Annotated in this window: 12 protein-coding genes and 1 pseudogene; 5 read left to right on the top strand and 8 right to left on the bottom strand. The window is 58.6% G+C overall.

What is annotated here, in order from left to right; genetic code table 11:
• Positions 1 to 35: 35 nt before the first annotated feature.
• From AC13DJ_RS15345 to AC13DJ_RS15330, 4 genes and pseudogenes are all read right to left on the bottom strand, one after another.
• Positions 36 to 209, bottom strand: a complete 174-nt coding sequence (locus AC13DJ_RS15345; RefSeq protein ID WP_474540473.1) for a hypothetical protein — start codon at positions 207 to 209, stop codon at positions 36 to 38.
• Positions 202 to 960, bottom strand: a pseudogene (locus AC13DJ_RS15340) (porin). Before AC13DJ_RS15340 ends, AC13DJ_RS15345 begins: the two are co-directional and overlap by 8 nt.
• 252 nt (positions 961 to 1212) lie before the next feature.
• The gene (locus AC13DJ_RS15335; RefSeq protein ID WP_476131584.1) at positions 1213 to 3114 is read right to left on the bottom strand and encodes a choice-of-anchor I family protein; all 1902 of its coding nucleotides are present in this window, start codon (positions 3112 to 3114) and stop codon (positions 1213 to 1215) included.
• A 164-nt stretch (positions 3115 to 3278) separates the two neighbouring features.
• Complete coding sequence (locus AC13DJ_RS15330; protein WP_072676187.1) at positions 3279 to 3752, bottom strand: Dps family protein; 474 nt, start codon at positions 3750 to 3752, stop codon at positions 3279 to 3281.
• Between the two features lie 224 nt (positions 3753 to 3976).
• On the opposite strand from AC13DJ_RS15330, the gene AC13DJ_RS15325 reads away from it, so the two are divergent.
• Positions 3977 to 4243, top strand: coding sequence for a DUF2061 domain-containing protein (locus AC13DJ_RS15325; protein WP_197463799.1), 267 nt, complete (start codon positions 3977 to 3979; stop codon positions 4241 to 4243).
• A 46-nt stretch (positions 4244 to 4289) separates the two neighbouring features.
• Here the strand turns inward: AC13DJ_RS15325 and AC13DJ_RS15320 are convergent, their stop codons facing one another.
• On the bottom strand, positions 4290 to 5729 hold the full coding sequence (locus tag AC13DJ_RS15320) for a dihydrolipoyl dehydrogenase (RefSeq protein ID WP_482933377.1): 1440 nt from the start codon (positions 5727 to 5729) through the stop codon (positions 4290 to 4292).
• A 182-nt stretch (positions 5730 to 5911) separates the two neighbouring features.
• On the opposite strand from AC13DJ_RS15320, the gene AC13DJ_RS15315 reads away from it, so the two are divergent.
• Entirely contained in the window at positions 5912 to 6583 is a 672-nt protein-coding gene (locus tag AC13DJ_RS15315; protein ID WP_482933378.1) for a LysE family translocator, read from the top strand.
• Here the strand turns inward: AC13DJ_RS15315 and AC13DJ_RS15310 are convergent.
• Positions 6528 to 7580 carry a 3-deoxy-7-phosphoheptulonate synthase gene (locus tag AC13DJ_RS15310; protein WP_482933379.1) on the bottom strand — a complete coding sequence of 351 codons (1053 nt, stop codon included), beginning with the start codon at positions 7578 to 7580 and terminating at the stop codon, positions 6528 to 6530. The genes AC13DJ_RS15315 and AC13DJ_RS15310 overlap by 56 nt on opposite strands.
• Before the next feature lie 365 nt (positions 7581 to 7945).
• Between AC13DJ_RS15310 and AC13DJ_RS15305 the strand changes: the two genes are divergently transcribed.
• Positions 7946 to 8740: a secretin N-terminal domain-containing protein gene (locus AC13DJ_RS15305; protein ID WP_482933380.1), complete on the top strand. Its 795-nt coding sequence runs from the start codon at positions 7946 to 7948 to the stop codon at positions 8738 to 8740.
• Here AC13DJ_RS15305 and AC13DJ_RS15300 read toward each other — a convergent pair whose 3' ends face one another.
• Positions 8741 to 9244 carry a DnaJ domain-containing protein gene (locus AC13DJ_RS15300; protein WP_199458199.1) on the bottom strand — a complete coding sequence of 168 codons (504 nt, stop codon included), beginning with the start codon at positions 9242 to 9244 and terminating at the stop codon, positions 8741 to 8743.
• 2 nt (positions 9245 to 9246) lie between these two features.
• The gene (locus tag AC13DJ_RS15295; RefSeq protein WP_022988413.1) at positions 9247 to 10023 is read right to left on the bottom strand and encodes an IclR family transcriptional regulator; all 777 of its coding nucleotides are present in this window, start codon (positions 10021 to 10023) and stop codon (positions 9247 to 9249) included.
• Positions 10024 to 10219: 196 nt separating this feature from the next.
• Here AC13DJ_RS15295 and AC13DJ_RS15290 point away from each other — a divergent pair, with 196 nt between their 5' ends.
• Together AC13DJ_RS15290 and AC13DJ_RS15285 are read left to right on the top strand one after the other, a co-directional pair.
• A complete protein-coding gene (locus tag AC13DJ_RS15290) occupies positions 10220 to 11362 on the top strand; it encodes an efflux RND transporter periplasmic adaptor subunit (RefSeq protein ID WP_273132492.1) in 1143 nt (380 codons plus the stop codon).
• A 12-nt stretch (positions 11363 to 11374) separates the two neighbouring features.
• Complete coding sequence (locus tag AC13DJ_RS15285) at positions 11375 to 14485, top strand: efflux RND transporter permease subunit (RefSeq protein ID WP_022988414.1); 3111 nt, start codon at positions 11375 to 11377, stop codon at positions 14483 to 14485.
• Positions 14486 to 14601: the final 116 nt, after the last annotated feature.

Here is a 14601-nt window from a genome sequence, read left to right as displayed (position 1 = left end):
GGGGCCCGGCGAAGTGACGCTACATGAAATGGGTATTACATGGAGAAGTTGTGCTCGAAACCGATACCGAAAGTGGTGTCGTCTTTAGCACCCTTGTCCGCTTCAACATTGGCGTAGTAACCGAACACTTTGCTGCTCTTGCCAACCTTGTAGTCTGCGCCGACAGCCATCAGGGTCAGGTCGTCATCAGACGTATCCAGATCAGTCATACCGTACTGGGCTTTCAGCTTCCAGCTTGACGGCTGCACTGACGATGTAGGTGGTGTCTTCATAGTCCATGCCACCGATGGAATCGCTGTTCTCGGACTGCTGGAACAGGGCGCCGAGTTCAAAGTTCTGGATGTTGGCTTTGGCGGCGATGTGGAAGGCATCAACCAGAGTTGAACTGCCCAGGTCGTTCAGGGTAGTGCTCACTTCTGAGTCATAACCAACAGACGCGTAGATAGAGCCGTTGTCGAATACCAGAGAGGAAGAGATGCTGTCGGCAACGCCGTCACGATCAGTACCAGCCGCCTCACCCGGGATCAGTGCCAGGTTCACACTGAAGGCATCAGCCAGCTTCGGAGTGGTGTACTGAACGATGTTGTTGGCGCGAACGTCGCCTTTAACGATCTTGTTGATATCGCCTTCCAGGTCGCCGAACTGATCAATCTTGCCCTGGGAAACCTTGAACGGGGTGTCGAATTTACCAGCTTTCAGAGTACCCAGCTGCTTGTGCTGGAAACCACCGAAGATGTTGCGCTGGCTGAAAGTCTGGCCGCTGTTGTCGCCGTCATCTACAGCGATCTGGAACTCAGCCTGCTAAATCGCTTTCAGGTTCTCAACGTCAAGGTCCAGGTCACCCTTCACACCGATGCGTGAAGCGTTGCTCTGTAGGCGCCATGCGTCGTCGGTGCCATTATCAAAGTTTTCGTAAGAAACGTTCACTTTACCGTAAACAGTCGGGCCCTTGTCAGCCATCGCCACAGACGGCGCGACAACCATGGAACCGATAGCCAGTGCCAGCAATTGCTTTTTCATTACGTTCTTCTCCATCAGTGATCATTCTTGATCGGTGTTGAATTTCGTGATGTCACTATGGCGATGGTTTATGAACGATTTGTTAACTATATATGTCAGTTGTGTGAAACCTGACTGTCAGCAAAGGGTTGCGATGCACAACGACAAACCCCGTCCAGAGGACGGGGTTGTTTTACAGACTGCGTTAACCGATTACTCGGCGTATTGCAGAACCACTCGATACACCGCGGTGGTGCCACTCACTTCATTACCGGTAAGCAAGAGCACGTCGCCGTTTGGTGACAGGTCCGCGGGTATCACCGTAATGTCTTCGATTCCCAGATCACCGGCGATAGCCAGGTTGGTTTCCGGGTCCATCACCCACTCTTCCCGCGTATTGAGATAGTCCACGATCGACGGCGACTGCGGATTGGTGATGTCAAACACCATGACACCACCCATACGCTCAAGACCAAGGAAAGCAAACGTACGATCACCAAAGGTGGCCGCTGTTACCGCTTCCGGCTCTGGCCCCTTGTTATCCGAGCGGTTCAGGAACGAATCGCCAGCACTGTGGTTCGAGTTGAAGAACTCCGCGCAGGGGATATCTCGCTGCGACCCGGCAAGGCAGGCATCACTGGCCAGATACTGCTCAACCATGTCGCCGGAATCCCACACCAGATCACCATCAGCGGACCAGATCGCCATGGAACGGCCACCGAATGCGTATACCTCGTCATACATCAGCCGGTCACCTGCAGGGTCCTCAACACCGGCGGTATTGAACATCACAGGGTCACCGTTTTCATCGGTGCGGTAGCCCATGGTCCAGGTCACCGTGAGTCGGCCCAACTGCTCATCTTCACGACAGCCGCCCGGCTCACCGGCACTGGCGCCGCAGTAGTCGAACACCTCGGGATTCAGCAGTGCGCCTTTCGCCAGGTCGAACAGTTGTGGCGGCATGTCATCGCCCAGACGGCGTTCAAAACCGTTCTTGTGGAACAAATGCTTGAATCGTATTTCCTCGACAAAGCCCTGATTGGCATCACCACCAAAGTCAGGGTCTTCCGAATCTTCAGGCCCCCAATAGGCTGGGTTATCCTCACCCCAGGCCCGGGCATCGCCCTCGTTGGCGGTCAGGATGAAAGTCTCACCGTTATTGGTGAAGCTGGCGATGGCATCCGGATGGTACATGCCGAGGATGCCCGGCCATGCCCTGATATCGACTTCACCATTGCGGTCACTGGCATCCAGACCCTGGCCTTCAATACCATGATCCTTGTAGCCCAGCGGCAGGATCTCCGTGATGGTGGCCGAGGCGATGTCCACTTTCGCCAGTGCGTTGCTCTCCTGCAACGCCACCCATGCAGTGGTGCTGTCGGCGTTCACTGTGATGTACTCCGGCTCCATATCCTGGGCGACACTGGCACCCGGCCCGAATACCCGAACACCATCCGCCACCAGCTGTGCTCTCTGGCTATTGAAGGCGGTAAAATCCGCCGTCCTGACCTGCAGGTTGTCAGGGTCAGTCACATTAATGACGGAAACAGAGCCTTCCGGATCAATCTGATAGTCGTCACTCGGCTCACCCTCATTGGCAACTAACAGGTATTGGCCATCCGGGGTAAAGGTCAGCATGTCGGGCTGCGCACCAACCTGCACTGACCCACGGAGCGACAGCGTGGCGGCGTCGTAAACCGCAGCGAAGCCGGGCGCTGTTTTGGGTGATGCCTCGATGGCGACTGCAACCAGTCCGTCCTGAACTGCAACGCTGTTAACAACCGCATTATCAGCAATGTCACCAACCGTCAGGGTATCAACCAGCGTTGGCGCTGATGGGTCACTCATATCCAGCACATTCAGTGATCCTTCAAGAGCGTTTACCACAAACGCTCTGCGGCTGGCGGCGTCATACCCGGTGATTTCTGCAGCGCTTTCACCAAACACACCGGAGCTATATCGCCCTACGAATTCGAGAGTCAGGCCGGTGACTGCAGGGGGTGCCTCTACTGGCGGAGTGTTGTCGTTATCGGATGACAGGCAGCCGCTCAACAAGACAGCCGAGACACTGATAGCCAGCAGTGATGGTTTGAAAATGGTTTTTGGGTTTTGCACGGAACGCTCCTTTGCTTTGTTAGAAAACTAACTCGGTAGCAAAGAAACCTATTTCACCGCTGTTACAGGATCGGGAAGGAAATAAGACAGGACCATGACATATTAATGAAAGGCACGTGGCGGCCTGATACCACCATGTGCCCATTCGGCCGTGTTATGACAACTTACTGGCCAAGGTAACTCCGGTACATCCACACCGTTTTTTCCTGCTGGGAGATGTAGTCACTCATCAGGGCAACGGTGCCTTCGTCTTGAGCCTCACCGGCCAGATTCAGCAGATCACGCTGCTTGGCGATCAGTTTCCCGAAGCTCTCTACGATGTTGCCCACGGCTTCTTTGCCATCAGACACATCCTTACGCTCGGGCACATCGGACTTCTCGATGTAGGTGCTGTAAGCGTGCGCCGGACGGTGGCCCAAGGTCAGAACACGCTCGGCGATCTCATCAATCTTCAGCAACAGGTCATCATACAGTTCTTCAAACTTGGCGTGCAGCTCAAAGAAATTGTCGCCCTTGATGTTCCAGTGATAGCCACGAACGTTCATGTAAAAAATCTGGTAGTTGGACAGCAACTCATTAAGCGAGTCTGCCAGTTTCTGGGTCTTTTCCGTGTCCAGACCAATAAAGTTCTTACCCATATTGAACCTCCTGATTCGCGTTTTGGGTTTATCTGCCAACCACTCTACTCAGTCGTCGGCTATAACTGAAGTTTAGTTCTTCAATACTTGCGATAGCATAAGATTATATCAAAAACCAGAAACCCATAGGCCGATGCTATCGACGATAATCACAAGATCTATTTGGAAATAATTCTCGTTTGATCTTCAATACACCCATAGACCCTACGAAAACGGAGTTGATCATGAGCGCACTGAAACTGTTCGTTCACAACCACAGTGCCAACGGTGACCAGTCACTGTTAAAAACCATCACCTTTGCAATCACGCACTTCGTGGTGGCGTTCTCCGTAGCCTATCTGCTGACCGGCGACATTCTGATCGGCAGCCTGATCGCCATGGTTGAGCCGACCATCAACACCGTTGCCTACTTCTTCCATGAGAAGATATGGGCACGGTATCAGCGAAATGCAACCGCCAGGCCCTTGATCGTACGGCACAACACGCCCTGAAACGGCTGATTCAGATCAATTACGGATATAACAGAAGCGGGCCGGCTCAGACGCCAGGCCCGCAATCCATACAACCCTCAGCAGGTTCCGGCCCCAGCCTGAGGTTTCTGTTGAGGTTTTTCAGGGCGGTCCTCAACCCTTCTTCAATCACCGGGTGGTAGAAAGGCATTTCGAGCATTTCACTGACGGTCATTCGCTTCTGGGCGCACCACGCCAGCAGGTGGGCAATATGCTCGGCCGCAGGGCCGAACATTTCCGCGCCCATGAACAATCCGCTGCCATGTTCGCCATACACCCGCAGCAGGCCCCGGTTCTTGCCGATTACCTTGCTGCGCCCCTGGTTCTCGAAACTTACTTCTCCGACGGCAAAGCAGCCCCGGCACTTTTCATCCACCTGGTGAATGGTCAGGCCCACCGAGGCAATCTGCGGATCGCTGAACACCACGGCCAGCGGGGTTTTGCGCAATCCGGTCTGTACCTCCGGATATGCCGCTGCGTTGTCTCCGGCGATGCGGCCTTCATCTGCGGCCTCATGCAGCAACGGCCGGTGGTTATTCACATCCCCGACGATAAAAATATGGCTGTCGCCGCAGCGCAGGGTGTAAGGGTCAAACTCCGGCATGCCCCGGTCGTCCAGCTCGATGCCGGCGTTCTGGATGTCCAGGTTATCGATATTCGGCCGGCGCCCGGTGGCCGCCAGAAGATAGTCGAAGGTTTCCTGGTGCTCTTTGCCGTCTTCCAGCCAGGTAATCTGCACACCACCGTCTGTACGCTCTACCCGGCGGGTTTCGGTTTTCGGACTGAAGGCAAACTCTTCGCTGAAGGTTTTCAGTGCGTAGTCACGGATTTTCTCATCCCGCAGCCCGCCGATGCCGCCGCTGACGCCGAACAGGTGCACCTTCACCCCCAGCCGGCTTAATGCCTGCCCCAGCTCCAGGCCGATGACCCCGGGGCCGAAGACCGCGACAGAGCCTGGAAGGTCCTGCCAGTCGAAGATGTCGTCGTTCACAATCAGCCGGTCCCGGGCTTCCTTGAAGATACCCGGTATGTTGGGGCGGGAGCCGGTGGCGATGATGATGCGATCGGCACGGACTTCGGTATGGTCGCCGACTTCCAGCCGGTGGGCATCCAGAAAGCGGGCATGGCCCATCAGGCGATGCTCTTCCGGCAGTTTTTCCATGGAGCGAACCACCGGCGCCACAAACTTGTCCCGCTCGGCACGTACCCGCTGCATTACCAGCCGGCCATCAATGCGGACATCGCCAGCCAGCACACCGAAGTCGCCGGCGGATTTCAGGTCGTGGGCCCGCTCGGCGGCGGCAATCAGCAGTTTGCTGGGCATGCAGCCCACCCGGGCACAGGTTGTGCCGTACTGTTCGCCCTCGATCAACACCACACGGTCGGTTTTCTTTGCCACCCGCTGATAAGCCACCATGCCGGCCGTGCCGGCGCCGATGATCGCTACATCCACGTCACGCTTGTTCATCTGGCCTCCTATGAAAACCGGAAATTCCCGTCTTTTCTGCAGGTTAAGTTATAAGTATAGAAAGCTTACGGAATCCTGACAGGTGAAACCGGAAAAAAATCCTTCTATGCTTGCCGGCAATCACCTTCATCGGTTTACAACCATAAAGCTCAACAGGTCACTACGTTAACAGGAGCAAACAGGTGCAGAATTACTGGCTGGAATTTCTTACGGTGGCTCTGGTGCACCTGTTGGCGGTAGCGAGCCCCGGGCCGGACTTTGCGGTGATGCTGCGCCAGGCCCTCACTCAGTCACGGCGCAACGCCTTGCTGACCGCCATCGGTATTGGCCTGGGGATTCTGCTGCACGTGGGCTATTCGCTGCTGGGTATCGGACTGATCATCCAGCAATCGGTGATGCTGTTCACCGTGTTGAAAGTGGTTGGCGCGGTTTATCTGCTGTACATCGCCTGGCACTGTCTGCGGGCCAGGCCGGGCGGAGTGCATGTGGATGCGGCTGAAAAGACCCAACAGACAGGAATGGCAGCCTTCCGGCTCGGGTTTCTGACCAACGCCCTGAACCCCAAGGCAACGCTGTTCTTTGTGTCCCTGTTCTCGGTGGTGATCAACCCGGGCACACCCATTCTGCTGCAGGCAGGCTATGGCCTGTACATGGCACTGGCCACGGGCCTGTGGTTTGCCATGGTGGCGGTGTTCTTTACCCACCCCCGTGTCCGCCGCGGTTTCAACCGGTTCGGACACTGGCTCGACCGGGCCATGGGGGGCATTCTGGTACTGCTGGCCGGGCAACTGTTGTTGTCTACAGTGAGCGGATCAGAGCCTCCGTCTGTTCCCAGCCCAGGCACGGATCGGTAATCGAGCAGCCGTAGACCAGCTCTTTACCGTCATCCTGGCGACCGAATTCCAGGAAGCTTTCCAGCATCAGGCCCTTGATGTGCCGGTTGCCATTGCGCTTCTGGGCCATCACATCCCGGGCAATGTCCACTTGCCGCTCGGCCTGTTTGCAGGCGTTGTCGTGGCTGCAGTCCACCATCACGGCCGTTGATACGCCGGCTTTTTCCAGCTCTGCCACTGCCTTGGCGATGCTCAGCTCATCGTAGTTGGTCACGCCCCGGCCGCCGCGCAGCACCAGGTGGGTGTCCGGATTGCCAACGGTGGAAATCATCACCGGCGCGCCACTGTGGGAAATGCCCATGTGGTGGTGAGGGTGCGAGGCAGACTTCATGGCATGGCTGGCTACGGTAATACCGCCGTCGGTGCCATTTTTGAACCCGGTGGGCATAGGCAGGCCGCTGACCATTTCCCGGTGGATCTGGGATTCGGTGGTGCGGGCGCCGATGGCAGTCCAGCTCACCAGGTCCCCCAGATAATCCATCATGAACGGGCTCAGGGCTTCGGTGGCCAACGGCAGGCCAAGCTCGGATAACGCCAGCAACAACTTGCGGGAACGCTCCAGGCCCTGCTTCAGGTCGCCCTGGCCGGTACGCTCCGGATCGTACAACAGACCTTTCCAGCCCACGGTGGTGCGGGGTTTTTCCAGGTAGGCGCGCATGACAATCAGGAACCGGTCACTGACGTCGTCTGACAGCGCTTTCAGGCGGGTGGCGTAATCCAGGGCGGCCTGTTCGTCGTGAATGGAACACGGGCCCATAACGATCAAAGTGCGGTCGTCCTGACCGTGCAGCACGGCGCGGATCTGATCACGGTAACCGGCAATGGCCCGCACCCGTTGCTCATCGGCCGGAAACTGCTGGCGCAACTCGGCGGCGGAGGGCAGTCTGGCTTCCTGGCGGTGCTGGCAGGCGCTTGAGGTTTGCGCATCCAGTGTTTCAGATTTCAGCGGCATGTTCATGTCTGTGTTCCCGTTTCCCTGTGTCAGAATCAAAAAAGCCCCGGCTGGGCTACCAGTCGGGGCTTTTTGAGTCCGGTGGCAGCCTGGGTTGCTTGCCGGGCTGCCTTCCTCGTTGTATTCGGTCGATGAAGATCTTACGGGCGGCCCGGGCTCTGGCTAAAATAAAAGCCATAACCAAACCACCAAAAATACACAGCTGAACCTGCGGCCTTCAGTTTTTCACCGAAAGCTTTCAGAACGTTCAATTGACAGGCTGCGTGTAGAGTCTTCATGCTTTTCACTATATACCCGCGGTTTTCAGATTGGCAACCCGCAATCCGGATTATTTTCCGGCAGTTGTCGTTAACGTGGCTTCGGAGGCCCAGATGCACAATCCTTTCGCCCGGTTTTCCACACTGGCCCTGCTGGCCGTTCTGATACTTGGCCTGGCGGCTCCGGCGGCGGCCCGGGCAGAACAGGAAACCCGCATTTACCAGCTGCAGAACCGCACCGCCGAAGACATGGCGCAGCAGGTACGCACCCTGTACCAGCAAGCTCCGGTGTCGGTAACGGCCCGTGGAACACAACTGGTTGTAAGGGGAGAGCCTGTGTTGCTGGATGAAATCGGCACCCTGGTCGGCTCGCTGGATGTACCTCCGGTACAGATGCGCATTACCGTGCGCTACCAGCAGAGTTCAGACAGCTCGGGTTCCGGTGCTGGTGTCAGCGTAAACCGCAACCGGGTATCCGCCGGGGTCGAGCAAAGCAGCCGTTCCAGCAACTCAAGCTCCCAGCGCCACCTGGTGGTTCAGGACGGGCAATCGGCCCACATTACCTCCGGCAGCGTGCGCACCCTGCCCTTCGCCGTTCAGGGTGGCCGCAACCCGGCGGTGATCCTGGAACAGGTGGAAACCCGCAGCGGGTTTGTGGTCAGCCCCCAGTCAATTTCCGACCAGGCAGTGGAGCTGAACATTGTATCGTTCGAGGAAGACCCGGCAGCACTGCCCGGCTATGAAACCGAGGCGCTGGTGACCATCCGCCGGGTGGAGCCGGGGCAATGGGTGTCTCTGGGCGGGGTCAGCACATCAGAAAGCCGCCAGCAGGGCGGCCTGGTCTATCAGCGCAACAGCAGCCTGGCGGAACAGCTGGCCATTGATGTGAAAGTGGAGATCCTGCCCTGATCAGGCGCCGCGTTTGCCGATCAGCAGGTCCCGGGCTTCGTTGAGCTTGGCGGCCAGGTAATCGTTACCACCGCGATCCGGATGCACCTTCTGCATCAGCTTGCGGTGGGCAGCCACCACCTCTTCACGGGTGCAACCCGGCGTCACCCCCAGAATATCGCAGGCTTCCCGCTCGGTCATGGCGCCGGCAACCGGTGCCCGCTGGTCACCCGTACCGGCCTGTCCGGCCGATTCCGGCCCGGATGAATCACCCATGGCCTTACGGAACATCGGCGCGTACCGCATCAGCGCCGGCAGTTTTCTCAGCAGCGGAATCAGTGCCGCAATACCGGCAGTGATCACGTGCACCCGGCCAGTCAGCACCATAAACAGCAACAGGGCACCGCCGGCCACCAGCACCACTTTCCAGATGGCCGCTTTCTGGCCTTCCGGCGACAGCGCGCCCCATTTTTTCAGGATGACAAACACGGCGGCCGCCAGGGCCAGGCCGAGAATCAACTGCATGCTTAACTCTCCCCGATTCGGGCTTCAACCTTCGCCTTGAAGGTTTTCAGGGGTTCAAGGTATTTATCGCGGTGCGTCCTTGCCCGACTCACGGGCACAATTGCTGCCACTGCAAAACGGCCAAGGTATGTGTCCATCGCCACTGAGAATGCCGCAATATCCGGCATGTATTCTTCGAAATCTTCTGCCACGCCGGTCTGGCGGATTTTTTCAAGGTCTGCAAGCAACTGGCGCTTTACTGCCACACCTTCGCTACCCGACGGCAAAGTATCCCGCAGAATCTTTTCAACCTTGCTGTCTTCCATGCTGGCCAACAGGGCCTTGCCTACCGCAGTGGTATGGAAAGGCACGTGAATCACCCCCATAGCCGGCACCACCCGCAGCTCCCGCTCCGCCACAATGCGCTCGATCACAAGCACCTGGTTGGCTTCCACGCCACAGAACACCAGGGTTTCACCAATCTGGTGGCTGAGTTCTTCCAGCAGGGGACGAGCCACGGAAATCACGTCAATCCGGGTGTGGTAAAGCAGGCGCCCGAGCTCCGGCCCCAGCCGGTAACCGCCTTCAGCCCGCACCATTTCGACAAAACCTTCAGTTTCCAGCGCACCGATAATGCGCTGAATGGTAGAGCGGGGCAAGGCCACGGCCCGGGCGATTTCCGCCAGGCTCAGGCCGTCGGGATACTCTCCGAGTTCGCGCATAATCGCCGCTGCCCGGGCAATCACCTGAATGCCACCCTGGCGACGATCTTCGTGCCCTGTGTCTTCTGTTTGCTGCATGGATTCCTGACTCGTGGGTTTGCGATCACCCGGTATTACGAGCGCGCAGACAGGCTATGTCAAGCAAGGCTCCCGACCCCGGCGCAGTAGAATCCGAAGTTACCCTTGTATCACAATACGGTTACAATCCCGCAATACAATACAATACAATGAACCCATTACCTCCGAACCAACCACAGACGGGGACAACGTTGTGATTTCAAACAAACACCTGCCCGACAGCCGCCTGCTGGCGCTGCTGCTGACCAGTATTTTTGTACTCTCCGGATGCAGCGATCCGGCACCGCAACAACAAAACCAGCGCCCGGCGCCTCAGGTGGGGGTGTATGAAGTGGAAGAACAACCACTGGCCCTGTCTTCCGCCCTGCCTGGCCGCACCCGCGCCTGGCGGACTGCCGAGGTTCGCCCACAGGTGAATGGCATTATTGAAGAGCGACTGTTCGTTGAAGGCAGCGTAGTGGATGAGGGGTCAGTGCTGTACCAGATCGATGACGCTCCCTACCGGGCCGCCCTGGCCCGGGCCAATGCCAGCCTGACCAATGCCCGCAACCTGGCCAAGCGCTACGAAAACCTGGTGGGCACCCGTTCCATCAGCCAGCAGCAGTATGACGACGCCCTGGCTGCCCTGCGCAGCGCCGAGGCGGAATACGAAGCCGCCAGCATCAACATGAACTACACCCGGGTGAAAGCCCCGATCACCGGCAAGATCAGCCGTTCGCGAGTCAGCGAAGGCGCCCTGGTGACCAGCGGCCAGCAGCAGGAAATGGCCACCATCACCCAACTGGACCCGATCTACGTGGACATCGTGCAACCGGTCACCCGCCTCCTGGACCTGCAGAGCGCTATCGAAGCCGGGCTGATTGAAGCCGATGAGAACGACGTGGTTGAAGTCTCGCTGGTGCTGGAGAACGGCCAGGACTATCCGCACACCGGTTTGCTGAAGTTCTCCGAAGTGGTGGTCGATGAGGGCACCGGCTCGGTCACCCTGCGGGCTGAGTTCCCGAATCCGGATGGCAAGCTGCTGCCGGGTATGTTTGTGCGCGCGCTGGTGGAAGAAGGCACCCGCCCGAACGCCATCCTGGTGCCCCAGCAAGCGGTGTCACGCGATACCCGCGGCGTACCAACCGTCTGGGTGCTGGCCGAGGACAACACGGTAAGCGTCCGCCAGATTGAAACCGAGCGCACCGTGGGCAACGCCTGGCTGGTGCAAAAGGGGCTGCAGGCCGGTGAACAGGTGGTGACCGAGGGCGTTCAGCGCCTGGCGCCGGGCATTCCCGTGCAGCCGGCACCGGCAGCCAATGTCGACCTGAAAACCGAATTCGCAACCCAGGCCGAATAAGGAGCTCCGGACATGCCCCGATTTTTTATCGAACGCCCCATATTTGCCTGGGTCGTCGCCCTGATGCTGATGCTCGGCGGCGGACTGGCAGTAAAGAACCTCGCCGTTAACCAGTTTCCGGATGTCGCCCCGCCGGCGATTGCCTTGTCGGTGAATTACCCCGGCGCTTCCGCCCAGACCGTGCAGGACACGGTGGTCCAGGTGATCGAGCAACAGCTCAACGGCCTGGACGGCTTGCGCTACATCTCCTCCGAGAGCAACTCGGATGGCAGCATGACCATCATTGCCACCTTCGAACAGGGCACCGACCCAGACATCGCCCAGGTGCAGGTGCAAAACAAACTGCAGCTGGCCAACCCGCTGCTGCCCGAAGAAGTGCAGCGTCAAGGCATCCGGGTATCCAAGTACAAGGTGAACTTCTTCACCGTCTTTGCGCTGACCAGCCCTGATGGCAAATACACCCAGGGCGACCTGGCCGATTACATCGTATCCAACATCCAGGACCCGGTTGCGCGAACCCAGGGCGTCGGTGACTTTCTGCTGTTCGGCTCCCAGTACGCCATGCGCCTGTGGCTCGACCCGGAAAAACTCAACAGCTACCAGCTGACCCCGCAGGACGTGATCAATTCGGTGCGCGCCCAGAACGTGCAGGTCTCTGCCGGCCAGCTCGGTGGCCTGCCCACCGCAGAAGGCGTGCAGCTGCAGGCCACCGTTATCGGCAAGCAGCGCATGAAGACCGCCGAAGAATTCGAAAACATCCTGCTGAAAGTGAACCCGGACGGCTCCCAGGTGCGCCTGGCCGAGGTCGCCGAGGTGAATCTGGGCAACGAGAACTACGCCATCACCGGTAAATACAACGGCGCGCCGGCAGCCGGTATGGCCCTGCGCCTGGCCACCGGCGCCAACCAGCTGGAAACCGCTGGCCGGGTAAAAGAAACCCTGGCAGAACTGGAACGCTTTCTGCCTGAAGGCGTAGAGATCGTCTTCCCCTACGACACCACACCGGTCGTGTCGGCGTCTATCGAGACCGTCGCCATGACGCTGATCGAAGCCGTGGTGCTGGTGTTCCTGGTGATGTTCCTCTTCCTGCAAAGCTGGCGCGCCACCATCATTCCCACACTGGCGGTGCCGGTGGTTCTGCTGGCTACCTTTGGCGTACTGTACGCCTTTGGCTTCACCGTCAACGTGATGACCATGTTTGCCATGGTCCTGGCCATCGGTTTGCTGGTGGACGACGCCATCGTAGTAGTGGAAAACGTCGAGCGACTGATGGAAGAAGAGGGGCTGTCGCCCAAGGAAGCCGCCAAGAAATCCATGGACCAGATCTCCGGCGCACTGCTGGGCATCGGCCTGGTGATTTCGGCGGTGTTCCTGCCCATGGCCTTTTTTGGCGGCGCCACCGGGGTGATCTACCGGCAGTTCTCGGTCACCATCATCTCGGCAATGTCGTTCTCTGTGCTGGTGGCATTTATTTTCACCCCGGCCCTGTGCGCCACCTTGCTGAAACCCGGCGACCAGCACGTCAGGAAAGGCTTTTTCGGCTGGTTTAACCGCACCTTTGACCGCAGCGCAGACCGCTACAAATCAGGCGTCAGTTACCTGATCAAACGTAAGGGCCGCTTCATGGGCGTGTACCTGTTGCTGGTCGTGGCTGTGGGCTTCCTGTTCAAGGGCCTGCCCACCGCGTTCCTGCCGGACGAAGATCAGGGCGTGATGATTGTGATGGTGCAGCTGCCCACCAATGCCACGGGCGAGCGCACCGAAGCCGTACTGGCAGAAGCTGGAAATTATTTGCTGGAAGAAGAGTCCGAGGTGGTCAAGAGCGTGATGTCTGTGCGGGGCTTCAACTTCGCCGGCCGTGGCCAGAACTCCGGTATTCTGTTCGTGGACCTGAAGCCCTTTGCTGACCGGGAAAGCTTTGCCCAGAGCGTGTTCGCCCTCGCGGGTCGCTCCGGGGCAAGGTTCGCCCAGATCAAAGACGCCATCGTGTTCCCGATTGTGCCACCGGCCATTCTGGAGCTCGGCAACGCCACCGGCTTTGACCTCTACCTGAAAGACAACGGAGCTATCGGCCACCACGCCCTGATGGCCGCCACCAATGAGTTTATCAGCAGAGCCAATGCCGCGCCGGAGCTGAACATGGTGCGCCACAACGGCCTGCCGGACGAGCCCCAATACCAGGTGATCATCGATGACGAAAAAGCCCGGCTGTTGCAGGTGTCCATTGCCGACATCAATGCCACCATGTCTGCCGCCTGGGGTTCAAGCTATGTGAACGACTTCCTGCACAACGGCCGGGTGAAGAAAGTCTATGTGCAGGGCAAACCGGATTCACGACTGGCACCGGAAGACTTCGACAAATGGTTTGTGCGCAACGCCCAGGGTGAGATGGTGCCCTTTGCCGCCTTTGCCACTGGCGAGTGGGTGTTCGGTTCGCCGCGCCTGCAGCGGTATCAGGGCGTACCCGCTACGCAAATCCAGGGTGCTCCGGCTAACGGTTACAGTACCGGTGATGCCATGGCCGCACTGGAACGCATTGCCGCCGACCTGCCCCAGGGCCTGGGCCTGGAATACACCGGCCTGTCGTTCGAGGAAAAACAGGCCGGCAACCAGGCGATGATGCTGTATCTGCTGTCGATCCTGGTGGTGTTCCTGTGCCTGGCAGCCCTGTATGAAAGCTGGTCGATTCCGTTTGCGGTGATCATGCTGGTGCCACTGGGTGTGCTTGGCGCGGTCCTGGCCACCATGGCCAGAGGGCTGTCCAACGATGTGTTCTTCCAGGTGGGTATGCTGACCACCATGGGACTGGCCGCCAAGAACGCCATTCTGATCGTGGAATTTGCCCGACAGCTTTATGAGCAGGAAGGCAAGCCGCTGCTGCAGGCCACCGCCGAGGCCGCCCGCCTGCGCCTGCGTCCTATCATCATGACCTCGCTGGCGTTCATCTTCGGGGTACTGCCCATGGCCATCGCCAGTGGTGCCTCCAGCGCCAGCCAGCATGCCATCGGCACCGCGGTGGTCGGTGGCACACTGGCCGCGACCATCCTGGCGATCTTCTTTGTACCGCTGTTCTACGTGTTTGTGGTGGGCCTGACCGGAAAGCGGAAATCCGCTGACGATTAACCGCCCAGCCGCTCAGAGTGATGCCGGGCCAGGAGGGCCCGGTCATCCAGCGATGAACACACCACCCATAGCCGCCCAACCTGCATGGCTGGCACCGAAACCATAGGCGGCATAGG

It is taken from the genome of Marinobacter sp. L-46 (assembly GCF_056859535.1).
Note: the sequence above shows the minus strand (reverse complement) of the source record. Positions and strands in the feature narration are given on the sequence as shown.

Excerpts from the sequence above, each read along its gene's own strand:
- AC13DJ_RS15345 (WP_474540473.1), bottom strand. The coding sequence starts at position 209 with ATGACTGATCTGGATACGTCTGATGACGACCTGACCCTGATGGCTGTC.
- AC13DJ_RS15330 (WP_072676187.1), bottom strand. The coding sequence starts at position 3,752 with ATGGGTAAGAACTTTATTGGTCTGGACACGGAAAAGACCCAGAAACTG.
- AC13DJ_RS15325 (WP_197463799.1), top strand. The coding sequence starts at position 3,977 with ATGAGCGCACTGAAACTGTTCGTTCACAACCACAGTGCCAACGGTGAC.
- AC13DJ_RS15320 (WP_482933377.1), bottom strand. The coding sequence starts at position 5,729 with ATGAACAAGCGTGACGTGGATGTAGCGATCATCGGCGCCGGCACGGCC.
- AC13DJ_RS15310 (WP_482933379.1), bottom strand. The coding sequence starts at position 7,580 with ATGAACATGCCGCTGAAATCTGAAACACTGGATGCGCAAACCTCAAGC.
- AC13DJ_RS15305 (WP_482933380.1), top strand. The coding sequence starts at position 7,946 with ATGCACAATCCTTTCGCCCGGTTTTCCACACTGGCCCTGCTGGCCGTT.
- AC13DJ_RS15300 (WP_199458199.1), bottom strand. The coding sequence starts at position 9,244 with ATGCAGTTGATTCTCGGCCTGGCCCTGGCGGCCGCCGTGTTTGTCATC.
- AC13DJ_RS15295 (WP_022988413.1), bottom strand. The coding sequence starts at position 10,023 with ATGCAGCAAACAGAAGACACAGGGCACGAAGATCGTCGCCAGGGTGGC.
- AC13DJ_RS15285 (WP_022988414.1), top strand. The coding sequence starts at position 11,375 with ATGCCCCGATTTTTTATCGAACGCCCCATATTTGCCTGGGTCGTCGCC.